This is a genomic window from Bacillus sp. AFS073361 (assembly GCF_002567005.1).
Classification (GTDB): Bacteria; Bacillota; Bacilli; order Bacillales; family Cytobacillaceae; genus Neobacillus.
Genome location: NZ_NUZU01000030.1, coordinates 63,692 through 81,168 on the forward strand (window position 1 = coordinate 63,692; position 17,477 = coordinate 81,168).

The 17,477-nt window shown below is 39.7% G+C and carries 18 protein-coding genes and 2 other annotated features; of the genes, 6 read left to right on the top strand and 12 right to left on the bottom strand.

Annotated elements, in window-relative coordinates:
* Positions 1-11: 11 nt before the first annotated feature.
* The 3 genes from polX to zapA form a co-directional block, all read right to left on the bottom strand.
* The gene (polX, locus tag COJ96_RS14140; protein WP_098574312.1) at positions 12-1,730 is read right to left on the bottom strand and encodes a DNA polymerase/3'-5' exonuclease PolX; all 1,719 of its coding nucleotides are present in this window, start codon (positions 1,728-1,730) and stop codon (positions 12-14) included.
* A 74-nt stretch (positions 1,731-1,804) separates the two neighbouring features.
* Positions 1,805-2,359 (bottom strand): CvpA family protein, encoded by a 555-nt coding sequence (locus COJ96_RS14145; protein WP_098574314.1) that lies wholly within the window; start codon positions 2,357-2,359, stop codon positions 1,805-1,807.
* 6 nt (positions 2,360-2,365) lie between these two features.
* Positions 2,366-2,626 (bottom strand): cell division protein ZapA, encoded by a 261-nt coding sequence (zapA, locus tag COJ96_RS14150; RefSeq protein ID WP_098574316.1) that lies wholly within the window; start codon positions 2,624-2,626, stop codon positions 2,366-2,368.
* A 108-nt stretch (positions 2,627-2,734) separates the two neighbouring features.
* Here zapA and rnhC point away from each other — a divergent pair, with 108 nt between their 5' ends.
* Both rnhC and COJ96_RS14160 read left to right on the top strand, forming a co-directional pair.
* Positions 2,735-3,679 (top strand): ribonuclease HIII, encoded by a 945-nt coding sequence (rnhC, locus tag COJ96_RS14155; RefSeq protein ID WP_098574318.1) that lies wholly within the window; start codon positions 2,735-2,737, stop codon positions 3,677-3,679.
* Positions 3,680-3,741: 62 nt separating this feature from the next.
* Entirely contained in the window at positions 3,742-4,032 is a 291-nt protein-coding gene (locus COJ96_RS14160; protein ID WP_098574320.1) for a 4a-hydroxytetrahydrobiopterin dehydratase, read from the top strand.
* A 71-nt stretch (positions 4,033-4,103) separates the two neighbouring features.
* Here COJ96_RS14160 and pheT read toward each other — a convergent pair whose 3' ends face one another.
* The 3 genes from pheT to COJ96_RS14175 form a co-directional block, all read right to left on the bottom strand.
* On the bottom strand, positions 4,104-6,518 hold the full coding sequence (pheT, locus tag COJ96_RS14165) for a phenylalanine--tRNA ligase subunit beta (RefSeq protein ID WP_098574322.1): 2,415 nt from the start codon (positions 6,516-6,518) through the stop codon (positions 4,104-4,106).
* A 51-nt stretch (positions 6,519-6,569) separates the two neighbouring features.
* Positions 6,570-7,607, bottom strand: a complete 1,038-nt coding sequence (gene pheS / locus COJ96_RS14170) for a phenylalanine--tRNA ligase subunit alpha (RefSeq protein WP_098574324.1) — start codon at positions 7,605-7,607, stop codon at positions 6,570-6,572.
* Between the two features lie 72 nt (positions 7,608-7,679).
* Positions 7,680-7,948: a binding site (T-box leader), on the bottom strand.
* 61 nt (positions 7,949-8,009) lie between these two features.
* Positions 8,010-8,759, bottom strand: a complete 750-nt coding sequence (locus tag COJ96_RS14175) for a TrmH family RNA methyltransferase (RefSeq protein ID WP_098574327.1) — start codon at positions 8,757-8,759, stop codon at positions 8,010-8,012.
* A gap of 266 nt (positions 8,760-9,025) precedes the next feature.
* Here COJ96_RS14175 and sspI point away from each other — a divergent pair, with 266 nt between their 5' ends.
* Positions 9,026-9,232, top strand: a complete 207-nt coding sequence (sspI, locus tag COJ96_RS14180; protein ID WP_098574329.1) for a small acid-soluble spore protein SspI — start codon at positions 9,026-9,028, stop codon at positions 9,230-9,232.
* Positions 9,233-9,542: 310 nt separating this feature from the next.
* On the opposite strand, the gene COJ96_RS14185 is transcribed toward sspI, so the two are convergent.
* Positions 9,543-10,628 carry a M42 family metallopeptidase gene (locus COJ96_RS14185; protein ID WP_098574331.1) on the bottom strand — a complete coding sequence of 362 codons (1,086 nt, stop codon included), beginning with the start codon at positions 10,626-10,628 and terminating at the stop codon, positions 9,543-9,545.
* Positions 10,629-10,871: 243 nt separating this feature from the next.
* Here COJ96_RS14185 and COJ96_RS14190 point away from each other — a divergent pair, with 243 nt between their 5' ends.
* Genes COJ96_RS14190 through COJ96_RS14200 form a run of 3 tightly spaced genes read left to right on the top strand, consistent with a single transcriptional unit; the run spans position 10,872 to position 14,742 of the window.
* Positions 10,872-11,969 carry a GerAB/ArcD/ProY family transporter gene (locus COJ96_RS14190; RefSeq protein ID WP_098574333.1) on the top strand — a complete coding sequence of 366 codons (1,098 nt, stop codon included), beginning with the start codon at positions 10,872-10,874 and terminating at the stop codon, positions 11,967-11,969.
* Positions 11,970-12,001: 32 nt separating this feature from the next.
* Positions 12,002-13,561 carry a spore germination protein gene (locus COJ96_RS14195; RefSeq protein WP_180230120.1) on the top strand — a complete coding sequence of 520 codons (1,560 nt, stop codon included), beginning with the start codon at positions 12,002-12,004 and terminating at the stop codon, positions 13,559-13,561.
* A gap of 26 nt (positions 13,562-13,587) precedes the next feature.
* Entirely contained in the window at positions 13,588-14,742 is a 1,155-nt protein-coding gene (locus COJ96_RS14200; protein ID WP_098574337.1) for a Ger(x)C family spore germination protein, read from the top strand.
* A 321-nt stretch (positions 14,743-15,063) separates the two neighbouring features.
* Here the strand turns inward: COJ96_RS14200 and dut are convergent, their stop codons facing one another.
* The 5 genes from dut to infC all read right to left on the bottom strand — a co-directional run bounded on the left by dut (position 15,064) and on the right by infC (position 17,151).
* A complete protein-coding gene (dut, locus tag COJ96_RS14205) occupies positions 15,064-15,498 on the bottom strand; it encodes a dUTP diphosphatase (protein ID WP_098574339.1) in 435 nt (144 codons plus the stop codon).
* 77 nt (positions 15,499-15,575) lie between these two features.
* Positions 15,576-15,836 (bottom strand): DUF1294 domain-containing protein, encoded by a 261-nt coding sequence (locus COJ96_RS14210; RefSeq protein ID WP_098574341.1) that lies wholly within the window; start codon positions 15,834-15,836, stop codon positions 15,576-15,578.
* Positions 15,837-16,017: 181 nt separating this feature from the next.
* Positions 16,018-16,377 (bottom strand): 50S ribosomal protein L20, encoded by a 360-nt coding sequence (gene rplT, locus COJ96_RS14215; RefSeq protein WP_026563363.1) that lies wholly within the window; start codon positions 16,375-16,377, stop codon positions 16,018-16,020.
* A gap of 38 nt (positions 16,378-16,415) precedes the next feature.
* Positions 16,416-16,616 (bottom strand): 50S ribosomal protein L35, encoded by a 201-nt coding sequence (rpmI, locus tag COJ96_RS14220; protein WP_098574342.1) that lies wholly within the window; start codon positions 16,614-16,616, stop codon positions 16,416-16,418.
* 16 nt (positions 16,617-16,632) lie between these two features.
* Complete coding sequence (infC, locus tag COJ96_RS14225) at positions 16,633-17,151, bottom strand: translation initiation factor IF-3 (protein WP_180230124.1); 519 nt, start codon at positions 17,149-17,151, stop codon at positions 16,633-16,635.
* 133 nt (positions 17,152-17,284) lie between these two features.
* Positions 17,285-17,419, bottom strand: a sequence feature (ribosomal protein L20 leader region).
* Positions 17,420-17,477: the final 58 nt, after the last annotated feature.

The following is a 17,477-nucleotide window of genomic DNA, read 5'->3' on the forward strand; positions in this document are numbered from 1 at the left end:
GAGATAACCTCCTATTCTCGATTATGTAAAAATTCTAGCAGGTCATTTTTATCCAGGGCATTTAACACGGATGATTTTTTAATCCAGCCTTTTTTGGCTGCGGAAACACCGATTTCCATATGCTTTAATGTGTCCATTTTATGTGCATCTGTGTTGATAAGGATTTTTACTCCCACATCTTGAGCCTTTCGTAGATATTCGGCTGCTAGATCTAGCCTATTGGGATTTGCATTTAGTTCTAGTGCTGTATTGGTTTCTTTGGCAAGTTGAATCAGTAGATCGATGTCGACATCATATCCTTCGCGGCGCCCGATTTTCCTGCCGGTTGGATGAGCTATTAAATCCACATGGGCATTCGTTAACGCTGTCTTTAGACGTTCCATGATTTTTTCCCGCGGTTGAGAAAAGGCAGAATGAATGGAGGCAATCACGAAATCCATGTCAGCCAGGAACTCATCATCATAATCCAAGCTGCCATCTGGAAGAATATCCATCTCGACACCCGCTAGAATAAGAAAATCATCATACTTTTGATTTAGTCTGTTAATTTCTTCTCTTTGCATTAGTAGTCTTTCGCGTGTAAGGCCATTAGCCACTTTTAAATACTGTGAATGGTCTGTGATGGCCATATATTGATAACCTCTTGCTCGGCAGACTTGAGCCATTTGTTCAATGGAATGGGCACCGTCGCTCCAGGTGGAATGCATGTGCAGATCACCTTTAATATCTGCTAACTCAATTAATTCCTCCGTTGCACTGAATATCTCGACTTCTTTCCCGTCCTCTCTTATTTCTGGAGGAATAAAGGGAAGGTCAAAATGCTTGAAAAATTCTTCTTCAGATGAGAAGGTGAGAATTTCCCCTGTCTCGCTTATTTCCACGCCATATTCACTGATTTTTTCACCGCGTTCTTTCGCAAGTTGTCTCATCCGGACATTATGATCTTTTGATCCAGTGAAATGATGCAGAGTTGTGATAAATTCTTCGGGTTTCACGAGGCGAAAATCGACAGAAATATCATAATCATAGGCAAAAACGAGGGAGACCTTCGTTTCTCCTGCTCCAATCACTTCTTTAATGTTTGCTAATTGTAATAGCTGCTCGCGCACATGTTCAGACTGATTGGTTGCGATGATAAAATCAAGATCTTTGATCGTCTCTCTCATTCTGCGCAGGCTTCCTGCACGTGAGAATTTCTCAATATCTTTTAATTCCGCCAGTGTGGCTTCAATCTGCTCTGCAATGGGCAGCATGTATGCTAACGGAAGCCGTTCAGGCCTTGTACCGACATTGGCAATGGCACTGAGAATTTTTTCCTCTGTTTTTTTACCAAAACCAGCGAGTGCTTGAACCTTTCCTGCTTCACAGGCTTTTTTTAAACTGGAAACATCAATGACCTTTAACTCTTTGTATAGTTTGGCAATCTTCTTACCCCCAAGTCCTGGGAGCTGAAGCAACGGGATTAGTCCTCTTGGAACCTCCGCCTTTAACTCTGTTAACACGGAGGAAGTACCCTCTTTTATATATTCATCTATGACAGCGGCTGTCCCTTTACCGATCCCAGAAATCGTTGTAAAATCTTCAATTTCTGTTAAGTCTCGTTCATCTGTTTCCAAGGCATTGCCCGCTTTTCGAAAAGCAGAAACCTTAAAAGGGTTTTCTCCCTTTAACTCCATATAAACGGCAATCGTTTCTAATAAGCGTAATAAATCTTTTTTAGTTGCTTCCATTATTAAGTCACCTACCTACTGATTAGCATTTTCATTTTAGCCTACTTTATGGCATGAATAGAAAAACTTCTCTGCTACAGAGAAGTTAAAGCAGCTGTATATTCTATCCACAAGCTTTTTATTTGCTGTGAAAGGATCGGAGTGTTATTCACAATTGCTTTTGACATGATCGAATGGTCCAAAGCATTTTGCATAAATTCGATTGGTACAAGGGCTGAAATATATAATAAAATAAAGATAACTAAATACACTTCAACGAAACCTAGAATCCCTCCTGCCCAAACATTCAACTGCTTTAAAATAGGCAGATGAGCAACGAAATCGAGCATGGAACCAATAATTTGCAATAATACTTTTACCGCAAAAAAGATGATGACAAAGGCAATCGCACGATAAAAGGCGGTTTCCATATTACTGCTTTCGCCAAGGATTTTCAGGGTGGACATATTACCGAAGTTCGGATAAGGAATCCATAATGTTAACTTCGGTGCTAACTGTTCGTAGTATGAATATGCGGCTACATATGCAATAATAAAACCTAATAAATGAACAAGCTGCAGTATAAAGCCTCTTTTCAGGCCTACAAAGAATCCAATAATTAAAAAAATGATAATGGCTAAATCCAACATGATTTTTTAGTCCTTTTCCTTTAGTTGTTCTGTTTTAAGCCGATTTAATTCGTCTTTCATTTGAAGAAAATCATTGACTGCATTTACAGCGGTTAAAACGGCGAGTTTAGTTGCATCTAAATTGGGATTCTTATAACTGATTTCGCGCATTTTATTGTCAACTAATGAGGCCACATGCCGGATGTGACTTGGACTTTCGGAACCCATAATAACATATTGTTGTCCGTATATATCTACGGTTGTTCTATTTTTTTGATTATTCGACAACGTCATGCCTCCATTCAGAGAATCCTACTCTCTATCATAACATGAACCGATATCTGTGGAAAAGTTAAAGCGTATTTTATCTTTATTTAGAAATGTGGTGTATATAGTATGGGTAATGTTGTATTGAATCTAGAAATGAATAAGATCATGGAAATGAGAAACTATTACGGGAAAAGTTTATTAGATAAAAACATTCCCGGCAGTGTGTTTGCCGCAAAAACGTCTGCCTGTATGATTACAGCTTATAAATCTGGCAAAGTATTATTCCAAGGAAATGATAGTGAAAAAGAGGCCAGTAAATGGGGAAGTGCCTCTTCAAATAAGCCTTCCTCTCCATCTAAACCGAAATCACAAGCAAAAGGCGACCTGCCTGTTGGGATTGGTCAAATGTCGGTGATTGGTTCAGATGAAGTTGGGACGGGAGATTTTTTCGGACCCATTACAGTCGTGGCAGCTTATGTAAAAAAAGAAAATATTCCCTTGTTGAAAGAATTAGGTGTGCGGGATTCGAAAGATTTAAACGATGAAAAAATCATTGCAATTGCAAAGGTTATTAAAGACATTATTCCGTTTAGTTTAATGACCTTAAAAAACGAAAAATATAATCAGGTCCAACAATCTGGAATGTCACAGGGGAAAATGAAGGCGATTCTTCATAATCAAGCAATTTTAAATGTATTAGACAAAATTTCGCCTGAAAAACCCGAAGCCATTCTTATCGACCAATTTGTGCAGGGTAGTACCTATTTTCAACATATTAAAGGCCAAAAAGCAGTGGCCAAAGAGAATGTTTGTTTTAGTACAAAAGCAGAGGGCATTCATCTTGCCGTTGCTGCAGCAAGTATTCTCGCAAGATATGCTTTCATCCAATACATTGATAAACTCAGCGAGTCTGCCGGCTTTAAAATTCCAAAAGGTGCAGGTGCACAGGTGGACGTAGCTGCAGCGAAACTGATTATGAGCAAAGGCCGGGACATCCTTCCATCTTATGTGAAGCTCCACTTTGCCAATACGGACAAAGCGATCGCCCTTGTTAATAAAAAACGAAATTGAAATGATTTTTTGGGCTTTGTTTCGAATAGATATATAAAAACGGTGTTTGGAGGAGTTCAAGGGTGGCAAATCGACTAAGTGAAGCGGAGATTGCGGCAGCTGTGGCAGGGGTATCAGGCTGGAAATTGGACGGAAAATTCATTGTGAAAAAGTATCGCTTTCGTGAATTCTTACAAGGCGTGGCGTTCGTGAATGCTATTGCACAGCTTTCAGAAGAAAAAAATCATCATCCATTCATTTCGATTGACTATAAACTAGTCACACTTCGCTTAACCTCATGGAATGCCGGAGGATTAACTGATTTGGATATCACTTTGGCGAAAAACTATGACACGATTTATGAAAAGAGATAATATGAATTGAATTCGTTATAACTTAGAAAAAAAAGCTAGCCCGAATTTTATCTTCGAACTAGCTTCTTTTATTAACCTCTTAAAACCGCGCCTGCTTTTTCTTCCAAAGCCTCAAGAACTTGGTTATGAACCTTCGTTACTTCTTCATCCGTTAACGTACGTTCCGGATCGACATACTTAAGAGAGAACGCAATCGACTTCTTGCCTGCCTCCATCTTATCTCCCTCATACAAGTCAAACACTTCAGCTTCCTTCAGAAGCGGTGCGCCCGCTGTTTCGATAATTCCTTTTAGGGTGCCTGACACCGTTTCTCTGTTTACCACAAGGGCAATGTCTCTTGTGATGGACGGGAAGCGTGGGATGGCCTGGTATTGTAATGCTGGTGTTTCTGCTTCAAGTACTGCCTTTAATGATAGCTCGAATACGTACGTATCCTTCAAATCCAGCTCTTTTTGAACTGTTGGGTGAACTTGACCGATAAAGCCGATTTTCTCCCCATTTAAGAGTACTTCAGCCGTACGTCCAGGGTGCATGCCGTCTACTTGCGCTTGAACAAATTGAACCTGTTCTAGTAAACCAAGCTTAGCAAACATTCCTTCTAGGATTCCTTTGATTACGAAGAAGTCGACCGCCTTCTTCTCTCCTTGCCAAGAATGACTAGACCATAGCCCTGTAATAGCTGCTGCAATGTGTTCCTTTTCGGAAGGAAGAGTATCCGTGCCATTTGCTAAGAATACAGCCCCAGTTTCATACACACCTAAGGTATCATTTTGACGAGCGCTGTTGTATTTTAATACTTCTAACAGCTGTGGCATGATGCTTAATCGCAGGATGCTGCGCTCCTCACTCATTGGCATTGAAAGACGGATGGTATCTCGTTTTTCAAGCGCGAATTGAGTTGCTTTTTCCTCGCTAGTAAGGGAATATGTCACTGCTTGATACAAACCTGCCCCTTCAAGGTATTGACGAACCTTTCGGCGCTTCTGTTGATACTCAGACAATCTACCAGGGGTTGTTGAACCAATTGGCAATGTTTTTGGAATATTATCGTATCCATAAAGACGAGCGACCTCTTCTAGTAAATCTTCTTCTATTTTAATATCACCGCGGCGAGTAGGCGCCGTTACCGTTACGGTATCCTCCTCAATGCTGACACCAAATTGAAGGCGATCGAAGATTTCTTTTACATCGTTCATTACCAATTCTGTACCAAGAACTCGATTGATTTTTTCTAAAGTAATCGAAACAACCGCTGGCTCAACGGTCAGTGTATCTGCCTCTGCGGCACCTTCTAGCACTTCACCGCCAGCGTATTTTGCCATCAGATAGGCAGCCCGATTTCCAGCAGCACGAACACGATTAGGATCCACACCTTTTTCAAAACGAGCGCTCGCTTCACTTCTTAACCCATGGTCTTTCGATGCCTTACGCACAGTTGCCCCATTAAAATAAGCGGATTCAAGCAGTACAGTTGTTGTATCTGAGGTTACCTCTGAATTTGCTCCTCCCATGACACCAGCAAGGGCAACGGGTTTCGTTCCATTTGTAATGACGAGATGATCGGAAGTAAGTGTCCGTTCTGCATCATCAAGCGTAATAAATTTTTCGCCATCAGCTGCACGGCGGACAAGGATTTCCTTTGAACCTAAGCGGTCATAATCAAATGCATGGAGCGGTTGACCATATTCAAGCAGGATATAGTTGGTAATATCGACCACATTATTGTGTGGACGGATTCCCGCTGACATCAAGCGAGTTTGCATCCAGAGCGGAGAGGGTCCAATTTTTACATTTTTAATGATTTGCGCCACATATAATGGATTATCCTCTTTTGCATCGACCGTAATTTTCACATAATCAGATGCTTTTTCAGTTGAAGCCTGCAGGTTTGTTTCTGGAAGTTTAACGTCTCTGCCAAGTATCGCTGCCACTTCATAGGCAACACCTAGCATGCTTAAACAATCCGCACGGTTTGGAGTCAAGCTAAGTTCAAGAATCTCATCGTCACGATTTAACTCGGCTAGTGCATCGACGCCTACTACTGTATCCGCTGGAAAAACAAAGATTCCCTCTGAATACTCTTTCGGAACTACCTTTCCTTCCATCCCTAACTCTGTCAGCGAACAGATCATTCCGTTTGATTCTTCACCGCGAAGTTTCGCACGTTTTATTTTAAAATTACCTGGTAATACTGCACCTACTGTTGCCACCGCAACCTTCTGTCCCTGTGCCACATTTGGTGCACCGCAAATGATTTGTACCGGCTGTTCACCGCCTACATCAACAAGACATTTGCTTAATTTATCGGCATTTGGGTGCTGCTCACGTTCAAGGACATGACCAACTACAACACCTTTAATACCATCGTTAAGGATTTCGACTCCCTCAACCTCAATACCGCTTTTTGTAATTTTTTCTGCTAATTCAGCAGCAGTTACTCCAGTTAAATCGATATAATCTTGGAGCCATTTATATGAAACGAACATGTCGTCATCCTCCTTTGTTTATTCAACTTCAACGGATTGAAGCCTTCCCATTTACTCGTGTTTTGAAAATTGTTTTAAGAAACGCACATCATTTGTATAGAAATGTCTGATATCATCGACACCGTACTTTAACATTGCAATTCGCTCAGGTCCCATACCGAAGGCGAAGCCAGTGTATTTTTTAGAATCGTATCCGGCCATCTCAAGGACGTTCGGATGGACCATACCAGCACCAAGAATTTCGATCCAGCCGGTGCGCTTACAAACGCTGCAGCCATGGCCGCCGCAAATTTTACAAGAAATGTCCATTTCAACAGAAGGTTCTGTGAATGGGAAGAAGCTTGGGCGTAGACGGATTTCACGATCTTCCCCGAACATTTTCTTCGCAAACACTTCTAATGTTCCTTTCAGGTCGCTCATTCGGATGTTTTCACCGACAACAAGACCTTCGATTTGCATAAATTGGTGGGAGTGTGTCGCATCATCATTATCACGGCGGTACACTTTACCTGGACAAATAATCTTGATCGGACCTTTGCCTTGGTGCTTTTCCATCGTCCGAGCTTGAACCGGAGAGGTATGAGTACGAAGAAGGATGTCTTCTGTAATATAGAAAGAATCCTGCATATCACGGGCTGGGTGGCCTTTCGGTAAATTAAGAGCTTCGAAATTATAATAATCCTGTTCAACTTCTGGACCTTCAGCTACCTGGTAACCCATTCCGATAAATAAGTCTTCAATTTCTTCGATGATTCTAGTCAGCGGATGGTGATTTCCAACCTTCACTGGGCGGCCAGGGAGAGTAACATCGATACTTTCAGAAGCTAGCTTTTCTAGGACAGCCGCTTCTTCTAACCCCTTTTGTTTGGCTTCAATTTTTTCGGCAATCGCTTCACGAACTTCGTTTGCTAATGCCCCCATCACTGGACGCTCTTCAGCTGAAAGTTTCCCCATGCCACGCAACACTTCCGTAATTGGCCCCTTTTTTCCTAAGTAGGCAACACGGATGTCATTTAATTCTTTTAAGCTTCCAGATTGTTCAATTTTTTGAATAGCCTCTTCCTGCAATTCCTTTAAACGCTCTTGCATGTCAATTCCTCCTTCATAGTAATCGGTAATTGGTGTCAGGCACCAGAAAAAAACAAAAAAACCCCATCCCTGGAAAGGGACGAGGTTAAAGTTTCGCGGTACCACCCTTGTAAACACGTTATGTAAAACACATTGTGTTCGCTTCATTCGGATAACGGCTTATGCCGGCGCATCTTTACACGGAAAGCGAAGCAGCTGGACTGCTATTGCTTTTAATCGTGGTCCCGATGCCAACTCAGGAGGTGAACTTCTCTTATCCTTGCCATAAAAGTGCTTTCAGTCACGGCACTTTCTCCCTAAATAGCTTTAAATAAGATACTTTTCTCCATCATCGTCATTTAATATTCCATATTGTTCATTATTATATAATAATTCTCTACGCAAGGTCAAACTAGTTTACGCCTATTTTTTCAAATAATAAAGCAGGATCCCTGTCGCAACGGCCACATTTAATGACTCACTCTTCCCGTAAATGGGGATATAAAGGTTCGCTGTTGTACTTGCAAGAATATCTTTACCCACACCATTTCCTTCATTTCCAACAATCAAGGCAAACGAATCACCTATGGAAATATCAGTATATGCAGAGGCCCCCTCAAGTGCTGTACCGTAAACAGGAATATTTTTTTCCTGCAGCTGGTCGATCCATTCATGAAGGTCTCCTCTAATTATTGGCAGGTGAAAATGACTTCCTTGTGCAGACCTTAGGACCTTAGAGTTGAAAATATCCACACTTCCACGTCCCACCACAACAGCGTCAATCCCCGCTGCATCAGCGGTACGAATCATAGTGCCGAGATTGCCCGGGTCCTGAACCGCGTCAATGAACAGGTAGGTTTTTGCATTACGTACTTCCGGAGCTGCGATTCGGCAGACGGCATAAATTCCCTGGGGAGCTTCCGTATCGGTTAAGGAATTCGATATCTCTTCCGTAACTTGTGTAACTGGCGTGGAACCAGCATCCCATCTTGAAGGTAAATCCACTTTTTCAGAAACAATGATTTCTATAATTTGTTCCCCTTGTTTCAGGGCTTCTTCAACTAAATGGAAGCCTTCCACTAAAAATGTTCCTGACCTATCCCGTTCTTTTTTCGTTAACAGTTTTTTCCATTGTTTAACTTTGGGATTATTGATTGATTCTATATGCTTCAAAACCCGCTCTCCTTTTACAATAACGATGATTTTTATATTATAGCCTAATAAAAATACATAATAAAACCAAAAATAGAAAACATATTAAAAGAAAAGCGAAAGCGCCTTGTCCAGGGGCGACAAGCATAAGACAAGCACTGACAGAAGGCGCCGTTTGCCTTCCGAAGTGATTGGCTTATGTCTCGAGCCCCTAGGCGCTGTAGCTAGACAGTTCTCCAGTTTCAGAGTTTTAGACTTTATTATTTATTGAAAAGGAGTGCATATACATGAATTTAAATTTACGTAACGCGATTGTTCACAATGTTGCTGGGAATACACAAGACCAATTAGAAGATACGATTGTTGATGCGATTCAAAACGGAGAAGAAAAAATGCTCCCGGGTCTCGGCGTATTATTTGAAATCATTTGGAAAAACTCATCCGAAGAAGAGAAAAAAGAAATGCTCGCTACTCTTGAAAGTGGGTTAAAGTAGCCATTTGTTGGTTCTGGGGCTGTCAATCGGTTAAGGTTGACAGCTTTTTTCTGTAAAGATTTAAACTTTCAGCAAAACTTGATCTAATAATAAATGTTTAAATGTTGATATATAAAGAATATCAGCAATTTAGACACTCAATCGGCGAATTTTTGGTTTCAATCAGCGAATTTGGGCATTCAATCGGCGAATTTTCATGCTTAATCAGCGAATTTGGAGATTCAATCGGCGAATATCACCTTTCAATCAACGAATCAAAAACTCGAATAAAAAATCCCCGGTAAAGTTCTACCGGGGACCCCACAATAAGTTATTCAAACGTAATTTTATCAACCATCTCACGGTCTAAACGCTTGATGACTTCCACAATCAATTTTACCGCATTTTCATAATCATCACGATGGAGCATCGCGGCATGAGAATGGATATATCTAGTCGCAATTGTAATCGCCATCGCTGGAACCCCATTATGTGTCAAATGGATTGACCCTGCATCCGTACCGCCGCCAGGTATTGATTCGAACTGATAAGGAATGTTCAGTTCATCAGCTGTGTCGGTTACTAAATCGCGCAATCCTTTATGGGCTACAAGTGAAGCATCATAGATAACAACTTGTGGTCCCTTACCCATTTTACTCATGGCTTCTCTTTCAGAAACTCCCGGTGTATCGCCGGCAATACCGACATCAACTGCAAAGCCGATATCAGGTTTAATTTTAGTCGTTGCCGTCTTGGCACCACGCAAACCAACCTCTTCTTGAACATTACCAACACCATAGACAACATTAGGATGGTCTACACCTTTCAGCTGCTTCAACACATCAATAGCAATGGCACAGCCAATCCGGTTATCCCAGGCTTTAGCTAATAACATTTTTTCATTATTCATAACAGTGAATTCAAAATATGGAACAACCATATCGCCTGGACGAACGCCCCACTCCGTGACTTCCTCACGACTTGAAGCACCTACATCAATAAACATGTCCTTAATTTCAACAGGTTTCTTGCGTGCTTCTGGTGATAAAATATGCGGCGGCTTAGAACCGATAATCCCGGTTACATCTCCCTTGCTCGACACGATCGTTACACGCTGGGCGAGCATAACCTGACCCCACCAGCCGCCAACTGGTTGAAAACGAAGGAAACCTTTGTCATCAATTTGGGTAATCATGAAGCCAACTTCATCCAAATGACCCGCAACCATAATTTTCGGGCCGCCTTCTTTACCCACCTTTTTGGCAATTAAACTGCCAAGTCCATCCGTTGTAAGTTCATCAGCAAAAGGTTCTATGTATTTTTTCATGACTTCCCGAACTTCACGCTCATTACCAGGTATTCCTTTGGCATCTGTTAACTCTTTTAACATCATCAAGGTTTCATCTAGTTTTGTCATTATTTCGCCCCCATTTTTTATAGGTACAATTTTATTATACAGAAGGATATTGTTCAGTTACAAATTTAGCCTGATTGGATGAAATAACTCGGCACCCTTTGAATCTTTAAGAAGTTCATGGAATCTAGGCTTCATGGATAACATGTATATCTATGGAGAATATTAAAAAAAAGGAATACTTTGTTAGGAACGGTTTTTTTTGTATAGCAAAAGCTTTTCTTATTTCAAAAGGGAGATAAATTAATGATTAAGGAAAAAATTAGTGCAATCCAGCTTGTTTATTTAATGGCAGGCTATGTATTAGGGACGGCGATGATTCTGGGTTTAGGGGCTGACACGAAGCAGGATGCATGGATCTATATCCTTATCGGCATGGGATCCAGTCTAATATTAATGGTTGTTTATACTCAATTATCAACCTATTATTCAGGGGATACACTCGTTCAGATGCTGCCAAAGATAATCGGAAGATTTCTTTCCTATCCGGTAATCCTGCTTTATATTGTGCATTTTACCTATTCTGCCGCAAGAGCGTGCAGAGAATTGGGGGATCTGATTGTCACAACCATCTTAACTGAAACCCCAATCTTAGTAGTAATAGGAAGCTTTATGGTGTTAATGATCTATTGTTTGCTGGGCGGAGTAGAGACTTTGGGGCGAATGGCGGAAATCATCTTTCCTATCTATATTTTTGCACTTATCCTGATTTGGCTTCTCTTATTTAGCGTTGAACCATTTGATCTAAAAAATCTAACTCCTGTTTTAGGTAATGGAGTACAACCTTTATTGAAAAAAGCAATTCCAACTGCCATAAACTTCCCTTTTGGCGAAACCATTGTCATTATGATGTTTTTTCCTTTTTTAAGCAATAAAAAACATATAAGAAAGATAGGATTGTCTGCTCTAGTAATCGGAGGAATCCTATTAACAATTAATTCTATTATGATGCTTTCTACGCTAGGACCGGAAATTTACAACAGAGATCTTTTTACCCTGCTTGCTGCAACTCAAATGGTTTCTGTTGCAGACTTTCTTGAGCGGTTTGATGCCCTTGTTATTTTAATGATGGTAGCAGGTGTATTTTTTAAGGTGGGAGGATTTACATTCGGTGCTTCCGTTGCCATATCTCAATTATTCAAATTAAAACAAACTCGTTCCGTACTGATATCACTAGGGTTAATTATTACCCCCTTGTCACTAATATCCTCATCTAATTATGTTGAACATATAGATTTTGGATTTAAGTTTTTTGTTCCATATTTCTTAACTCTATTACAAATCATTGTGCCGATTTTATTACTATTTACCGCAATGATTCGAAAAAAATTGGGCCTTTTATAGTCTCATTTTAATCAATAAGGGTGGTACGTTCATTGAAAACTTTAAGACGGATTAAAAAATTATATTCGACTTTCCAAAATCAAAACCGAGACAAAACTCTGGAGGAAAAAGGAAACGATCAATTATCAGGATTTCTTCAGGAAGATTTTTTACAGGTAAAGCATTATTTTGAAGGGGCTTCAGATTTCAAATATCGTGAACTTCAAATAAATTCTACCTACTCGGCTATGATTTTTTATCTCGATGGATTAGTGGGTATAGAAAGAATTGAATTAAACGTCATCACTCCTTTACTCAAAAACAATAATGCATTCCTAAATAACCCTAAACCGACAATTGAGACCATCATAGAAGAACTAAGTTCAGCTCAAGTAAAACAAGGGGAAACACTGCAGGAAGTGATTAATCATATTTTGTTAGGTGATACTGTTTTATTGATTAATGGATATAAACAATTCCTTTTTATTAGTGAACAAGCATGGGAAAAGCGCTCCATTGAAGAACCCCTATCCGAGGCGGTCGTTTTAGGACCAAGAGAAGGCTTTACTGAAAATATCCGGACCAATACAAGTATGATTCGTAGACGTTTAAAAACAACAAAGCTTAAATTCGAAAGTATACAGATTGGGAACCTTTCCCAAACTGAAGTAGTCATTACTTATCTTGATGGAATTGCCCAATATTCAATCATAGAAGAAGTTCGTAGCAGATTAAACCAGATTAATATTGATGCGATTGAGGACAGCGGCTATATTGTGGAGCTTATTGAGGATCATCCTTTCTCAGTGTTTCCGCAAATATTGCAAACTGAACGGCCGGATCGAGTGGTCGGTAACCTTCTTGAAGGCAGAATTGGGATTATCGTTGAAAATAGCCCTTTTGCTCTAGTGGTTCCTGTGACATTTTTTCAAATGATGAGTTCCCCTGAAGACTATTATGGAAAGTTTATTATGGCAACCTTTATTCGATTCATCCGCTATTTATTTTTATTGATTGCACTATTGTTTCCCTCCATTTATATCGCTGTGACTACCTTCCATCAGGAATTACTGCCAACCAATCTTTTGTTTAGTGTTGCAGCTTCCCGGGAAAAGGTGCCCTTTCCGGCGGTTATCGAAGCCCTATTAATGGAAATAACCTTTGAAGCACTGCGTGAAGCTGGTTTACGGCTGCCGCGGCCGATTGGATCAACAGTAAGTATTGTTGGAGCATTAGTAATCGGTCAAGCTGCTGTTGAGGCGGGGATTGTTTCCGCTCCATTAGTTATTGTTGTATCCACTACAGGCATTGCATCGTTTATGTTTCCTAGTTATACCCTAACTGGAGCTATTCGGCTCCTTCGGTTTTTAATGATTTTTTTATCCGCAACATTAGGGTTTTATGGAATCTTATTAGGAGTTTTCTTTATTTTAGTACACCTTGTCCAACTGCGCTCCTTTGGTGTTCCTTATTTGGCCCCTGTTGCCCCACTTAATTTTAACAACCTTAAAGATGTTTTTGTTCGTGCCCCTTGGTGGAGGATGAATGAACGGCCAGAACAAACAGGAAAAAGGAATTTGAGGAGATTAAGTCCCCGCAACCGTAAAAACTAGTTCGTTTAAAAGGACGGGATGGGATTATGAAGGTGATTAGAAAACTGCTATTAGGAGTCATAACCGTTTTTTTGCTTACAGGATGTTGGAACCGGATTGAAGTGAATGATATTGCCATTGTTACTGCGATTGGATTAGACCTTGTTGAAGAGAATATGATTCGCTTAACCCTTCAAGTGGCTATACCAACTAAGCTAGGACCAGCTGGAGGAAGTAGTGGAGGAGGAAAAGATCGCAGTACATTTGTCATTTCAGAGAAAGGTGTCACGGTTTCTGAAGCGTACCGAAAGTTACAAATGAAGCTATCGAGACGTGTATTCTTTTCTCAAAGCAGGGTCTTGTTAATCAGTGAGTCTTTAGCTAGAAAGGGAATTTTTAATATTATTGACTTTTATACAAGATTCCATCAACCTCGAATGAACAGTTTTATTATGTTTACAGAAGGAGCGGCTTCCGAAGTTATTAAAAACATGCCAAATTTAGAAAGTGTTTCAGCAGAGGAAACGAAGGAACTTGCAAAGCTAAGTGTAGGTTTAAAGGTTTATGTCAGGGATTTTTTAAACATGCTTCTTACAGACGGATTAGAACCATATGCCCCTCAGTATAAATTAACTTCGGTAGAAGTAGATACGGAAAATGAATCAGGAAAAATACAGTCTATTAATGGGGCTGCTGTATTTAAAAAAGACAAGCTAATAGGTTGGATGGATGAAACTGAAACCCGGGGAATTTTATGGCTTCGTAATGAAATTGAAGGAGGAGTCATTACTATTAAAGTCCCAAAGGAAAAAGGCGGGGGAAATATTAGTCTTGATATTATTAGATCAAAAACAAAAATCCTTCCTCATCATGACCATGGACAAATGAAAATTACAGTTAATGTTACCTCAGAAATGAGTGCAATTGAAAATACTTCAAAGCTAGTATTATTTAATCCAAAAGTAATTGAAGAGATCCAAAAAAATATTGAAAAGGAGATTAAGGGTCGAATTCAATTAGTAGTAAATAAGGCTCAAAAAGATTTTCAATCAGACATATTTGGATTTGGCCAAGCCGTTTACAGAGAATATCCAAAAGCATGGAATACATTTTATAAAAAGAATTGGAACCATGAGTTTTCACAAGTAGAAGTAAATATTAAATCAAAAGTTTATGTAAGAAGAATCGGCTTAAGTAAGTGAAGAAATACTTCATAAAAAGGAATGGAAAATGTTTAAGATTTTTTTAGTGATTTTTACCTTCGTTTTAATCTTTTCATGGGAAGCTTTACGTTTAATACGAAAAAGGGAAATAAAAGAACTAGTTGTTTTTTCTATTCTTTCATTAATTGGCTTAGCATTGAGTATTATGGTAATTATCCGATCATTTGTCTAATGATTTGGTATTAAAGGGGGACCATACTAATTTTTACTATCAAAAAATATGAAATGGACATTCTCACCTTTTTAAAGAAGTTGGAAGCTGCAAAGTCCAATTTCTAATGAAAATGTCCAATCATACTTTTATATACCGGAAGAACCGAATCCACCTTCTGATCTACCCGTATCCGCTAATATTTCTGTTTCAATAAGGTTAACTTTTAAGACTGGGGCAATAACCATTTGGGCAATTCTCATTTGTTTTTCAATTGTAAAATCTTCTTTCCCATGATTAATAAGGATAATTTTTATTTCCCCTCGGTACCCTTCATCAATAGTCCCCGGACTATTAAGCACAGTTATAGAGTGTTTTAAGGCTAGACCACTTCTTGGCCTAATCTGCGCCTCCGTTCCTTTAGGTAATTCAATTTGTATACCCGTTCTTATTAAGCCCGCATCCCCTGCTTTGATTATTTTTTCTTCAATAGAAAATAAATCTAAGCCAGCATCACCTTCATATGCTCGATGGGGTAATACAGCCTCATCGTCTATTAATTTAACTTTCAATTGATATTCCATTTTGAACCTCTTTTCAAGAAATTTTTATGTAACTTAATTGATTACGCATGCATTGCTTAGCCCCCAAGATGCGACTTTTATAGTAAAAACTTGATTAACAGAACTAACTCAATCACTGCAAGAACCGGAAAACCAATCTTAAATGAAGTATGCTTTGTTTTATGTCGATAAAGTTGCATGCCTGCTGTCGCACCTACAGCACCGCCAAATAATGCCACTAGCCATAAGGTCCGCTCGCTTATTCTAAACTCATGCTTTTTAGCCCTTCTCTTATCCTCCCACATAATCACGAGCCCCGCAATATTCATGATAAAATAGGCCACTAACCATATTTTCATCCCCAGTATCCCCCTCTATAGAAAAAGCCATCCTCATAAGAGAATGGCCTTTGATATGTCTAGCTACAGCGCCTAGGGGCTCGGGGTCATAAGCCAATCCGTCAAGAAGGTTAAAAAACAACCTTCTCGCCGGCTCGTCTTATGCCTGTCGCCCCTGTTCAAGGCGCTTCCGCTTTTCAAATTACTTGTTAATGTTTTGTTTTGCAACATTTGCTAATTCAGCAAATGCGTTTGCATCGCTTACTGCTAATTCAGCAAGCATCTTGCGGTTTACTTCGATACCAGCAAGCTTTAAGCCATGCATTAAACGGCTGTAAGAAAGACCGTTCATACGTGCTGCTGCATTGATACGAGTAATCCAAAGTTTGCGGAAGTCGCGTTTTTTCTGGCGACGATCGCGGAAAGCATACATTAAAGATTTCATAACTTGTTGGTTAGCTACTTTATATAATGTATGTTTTGAACCGAAATAACCTTTTGCTAATTTAAGAACTTTTTTACGACGTTTGCGCGTAACTGTACCGCCTTTTACACGTGGCATTTAATTTCCCTCCAATATATAAATCGATCACTTAATTTTTACTTCATGTAAGTTAAAATTTGACGAATGCGTTTGAAATCACCTTTAGAAACAAGTGATGCTTTGCGAAGCTTACGCTTTGCTTTAGTAGATTTGTTAGCAAATAAGTGGCTTGTATAAGCATGGTCACGTTTTAATTTACCTGAACCAGTTCTTTTAAAACGCTTTGCAGCGCCACGGTGAGTTTTCATTTTTGGCATTGGGATATCCTCCTTATTACTTGTCGGTTTTAGGTGCTAAAACTAGGAACATGCTACGACCATCCATTTTTGGATGTGATTCAATCGTTGCAACTTCCTTGCACGCCTCTGAAAAACGGTCTAACACACGTTGACCAATTTCTTTATGGGTAATCGCCCGGCCCTTGAAACGGATGGACGCTTTTACCTTGTCGCCTTTTTCTAAGAACTTAATTGCATTGCGTAACTTTGTATTAAAGTCATGCTCATCAATTGTCGGGCTGAGACGAACTTCTTTAGTGGTGATGATTTTTTGATTCTTACGAGCTTCTTTTTCTTTCTTTTGCTGCTCGAATTTAAATTTGCCATAGTCCATAATTCTGCCGACTGGAGGCTTTGCATTTGGTGCTACAAGTACCAAATCTAGGTTCACTCTTCCGGCAATCTCTAAGGCTTCAGTTTTGGTTTTAATCCCTAACTGCTCGCCATTTTGATCAATTAGGCGAATTTCGCGAGCGCGAATGCCCTCATTTAATAACATGTCTTTGCTAATAATTAGCCACCTCCAAGGTTTTATCACGAATACAACGTCATGGTCAAGAAAATCATTACGAGCCCTTTCAAACCTTAACGTAAAACGCTATACAAGAATCCACAGGTATAAAACTTTTTAGCAGTGCTATAAGTGCACAAACAAAAAAGTGCGGATGAATGCACCCACACTTTACAGAACAAAAGTAATCAAACCAAAAAGTTCAAGTAAAACCTGCTAACTGCTCTATTCGCGTCAATCAGGTGAGAAGCGGGTGCTTCTTCTTTTCCCAAAAACAAGTATTCAATTTTTCACCTTAGTAAATATAACATAAGCAAAGATACAATGTC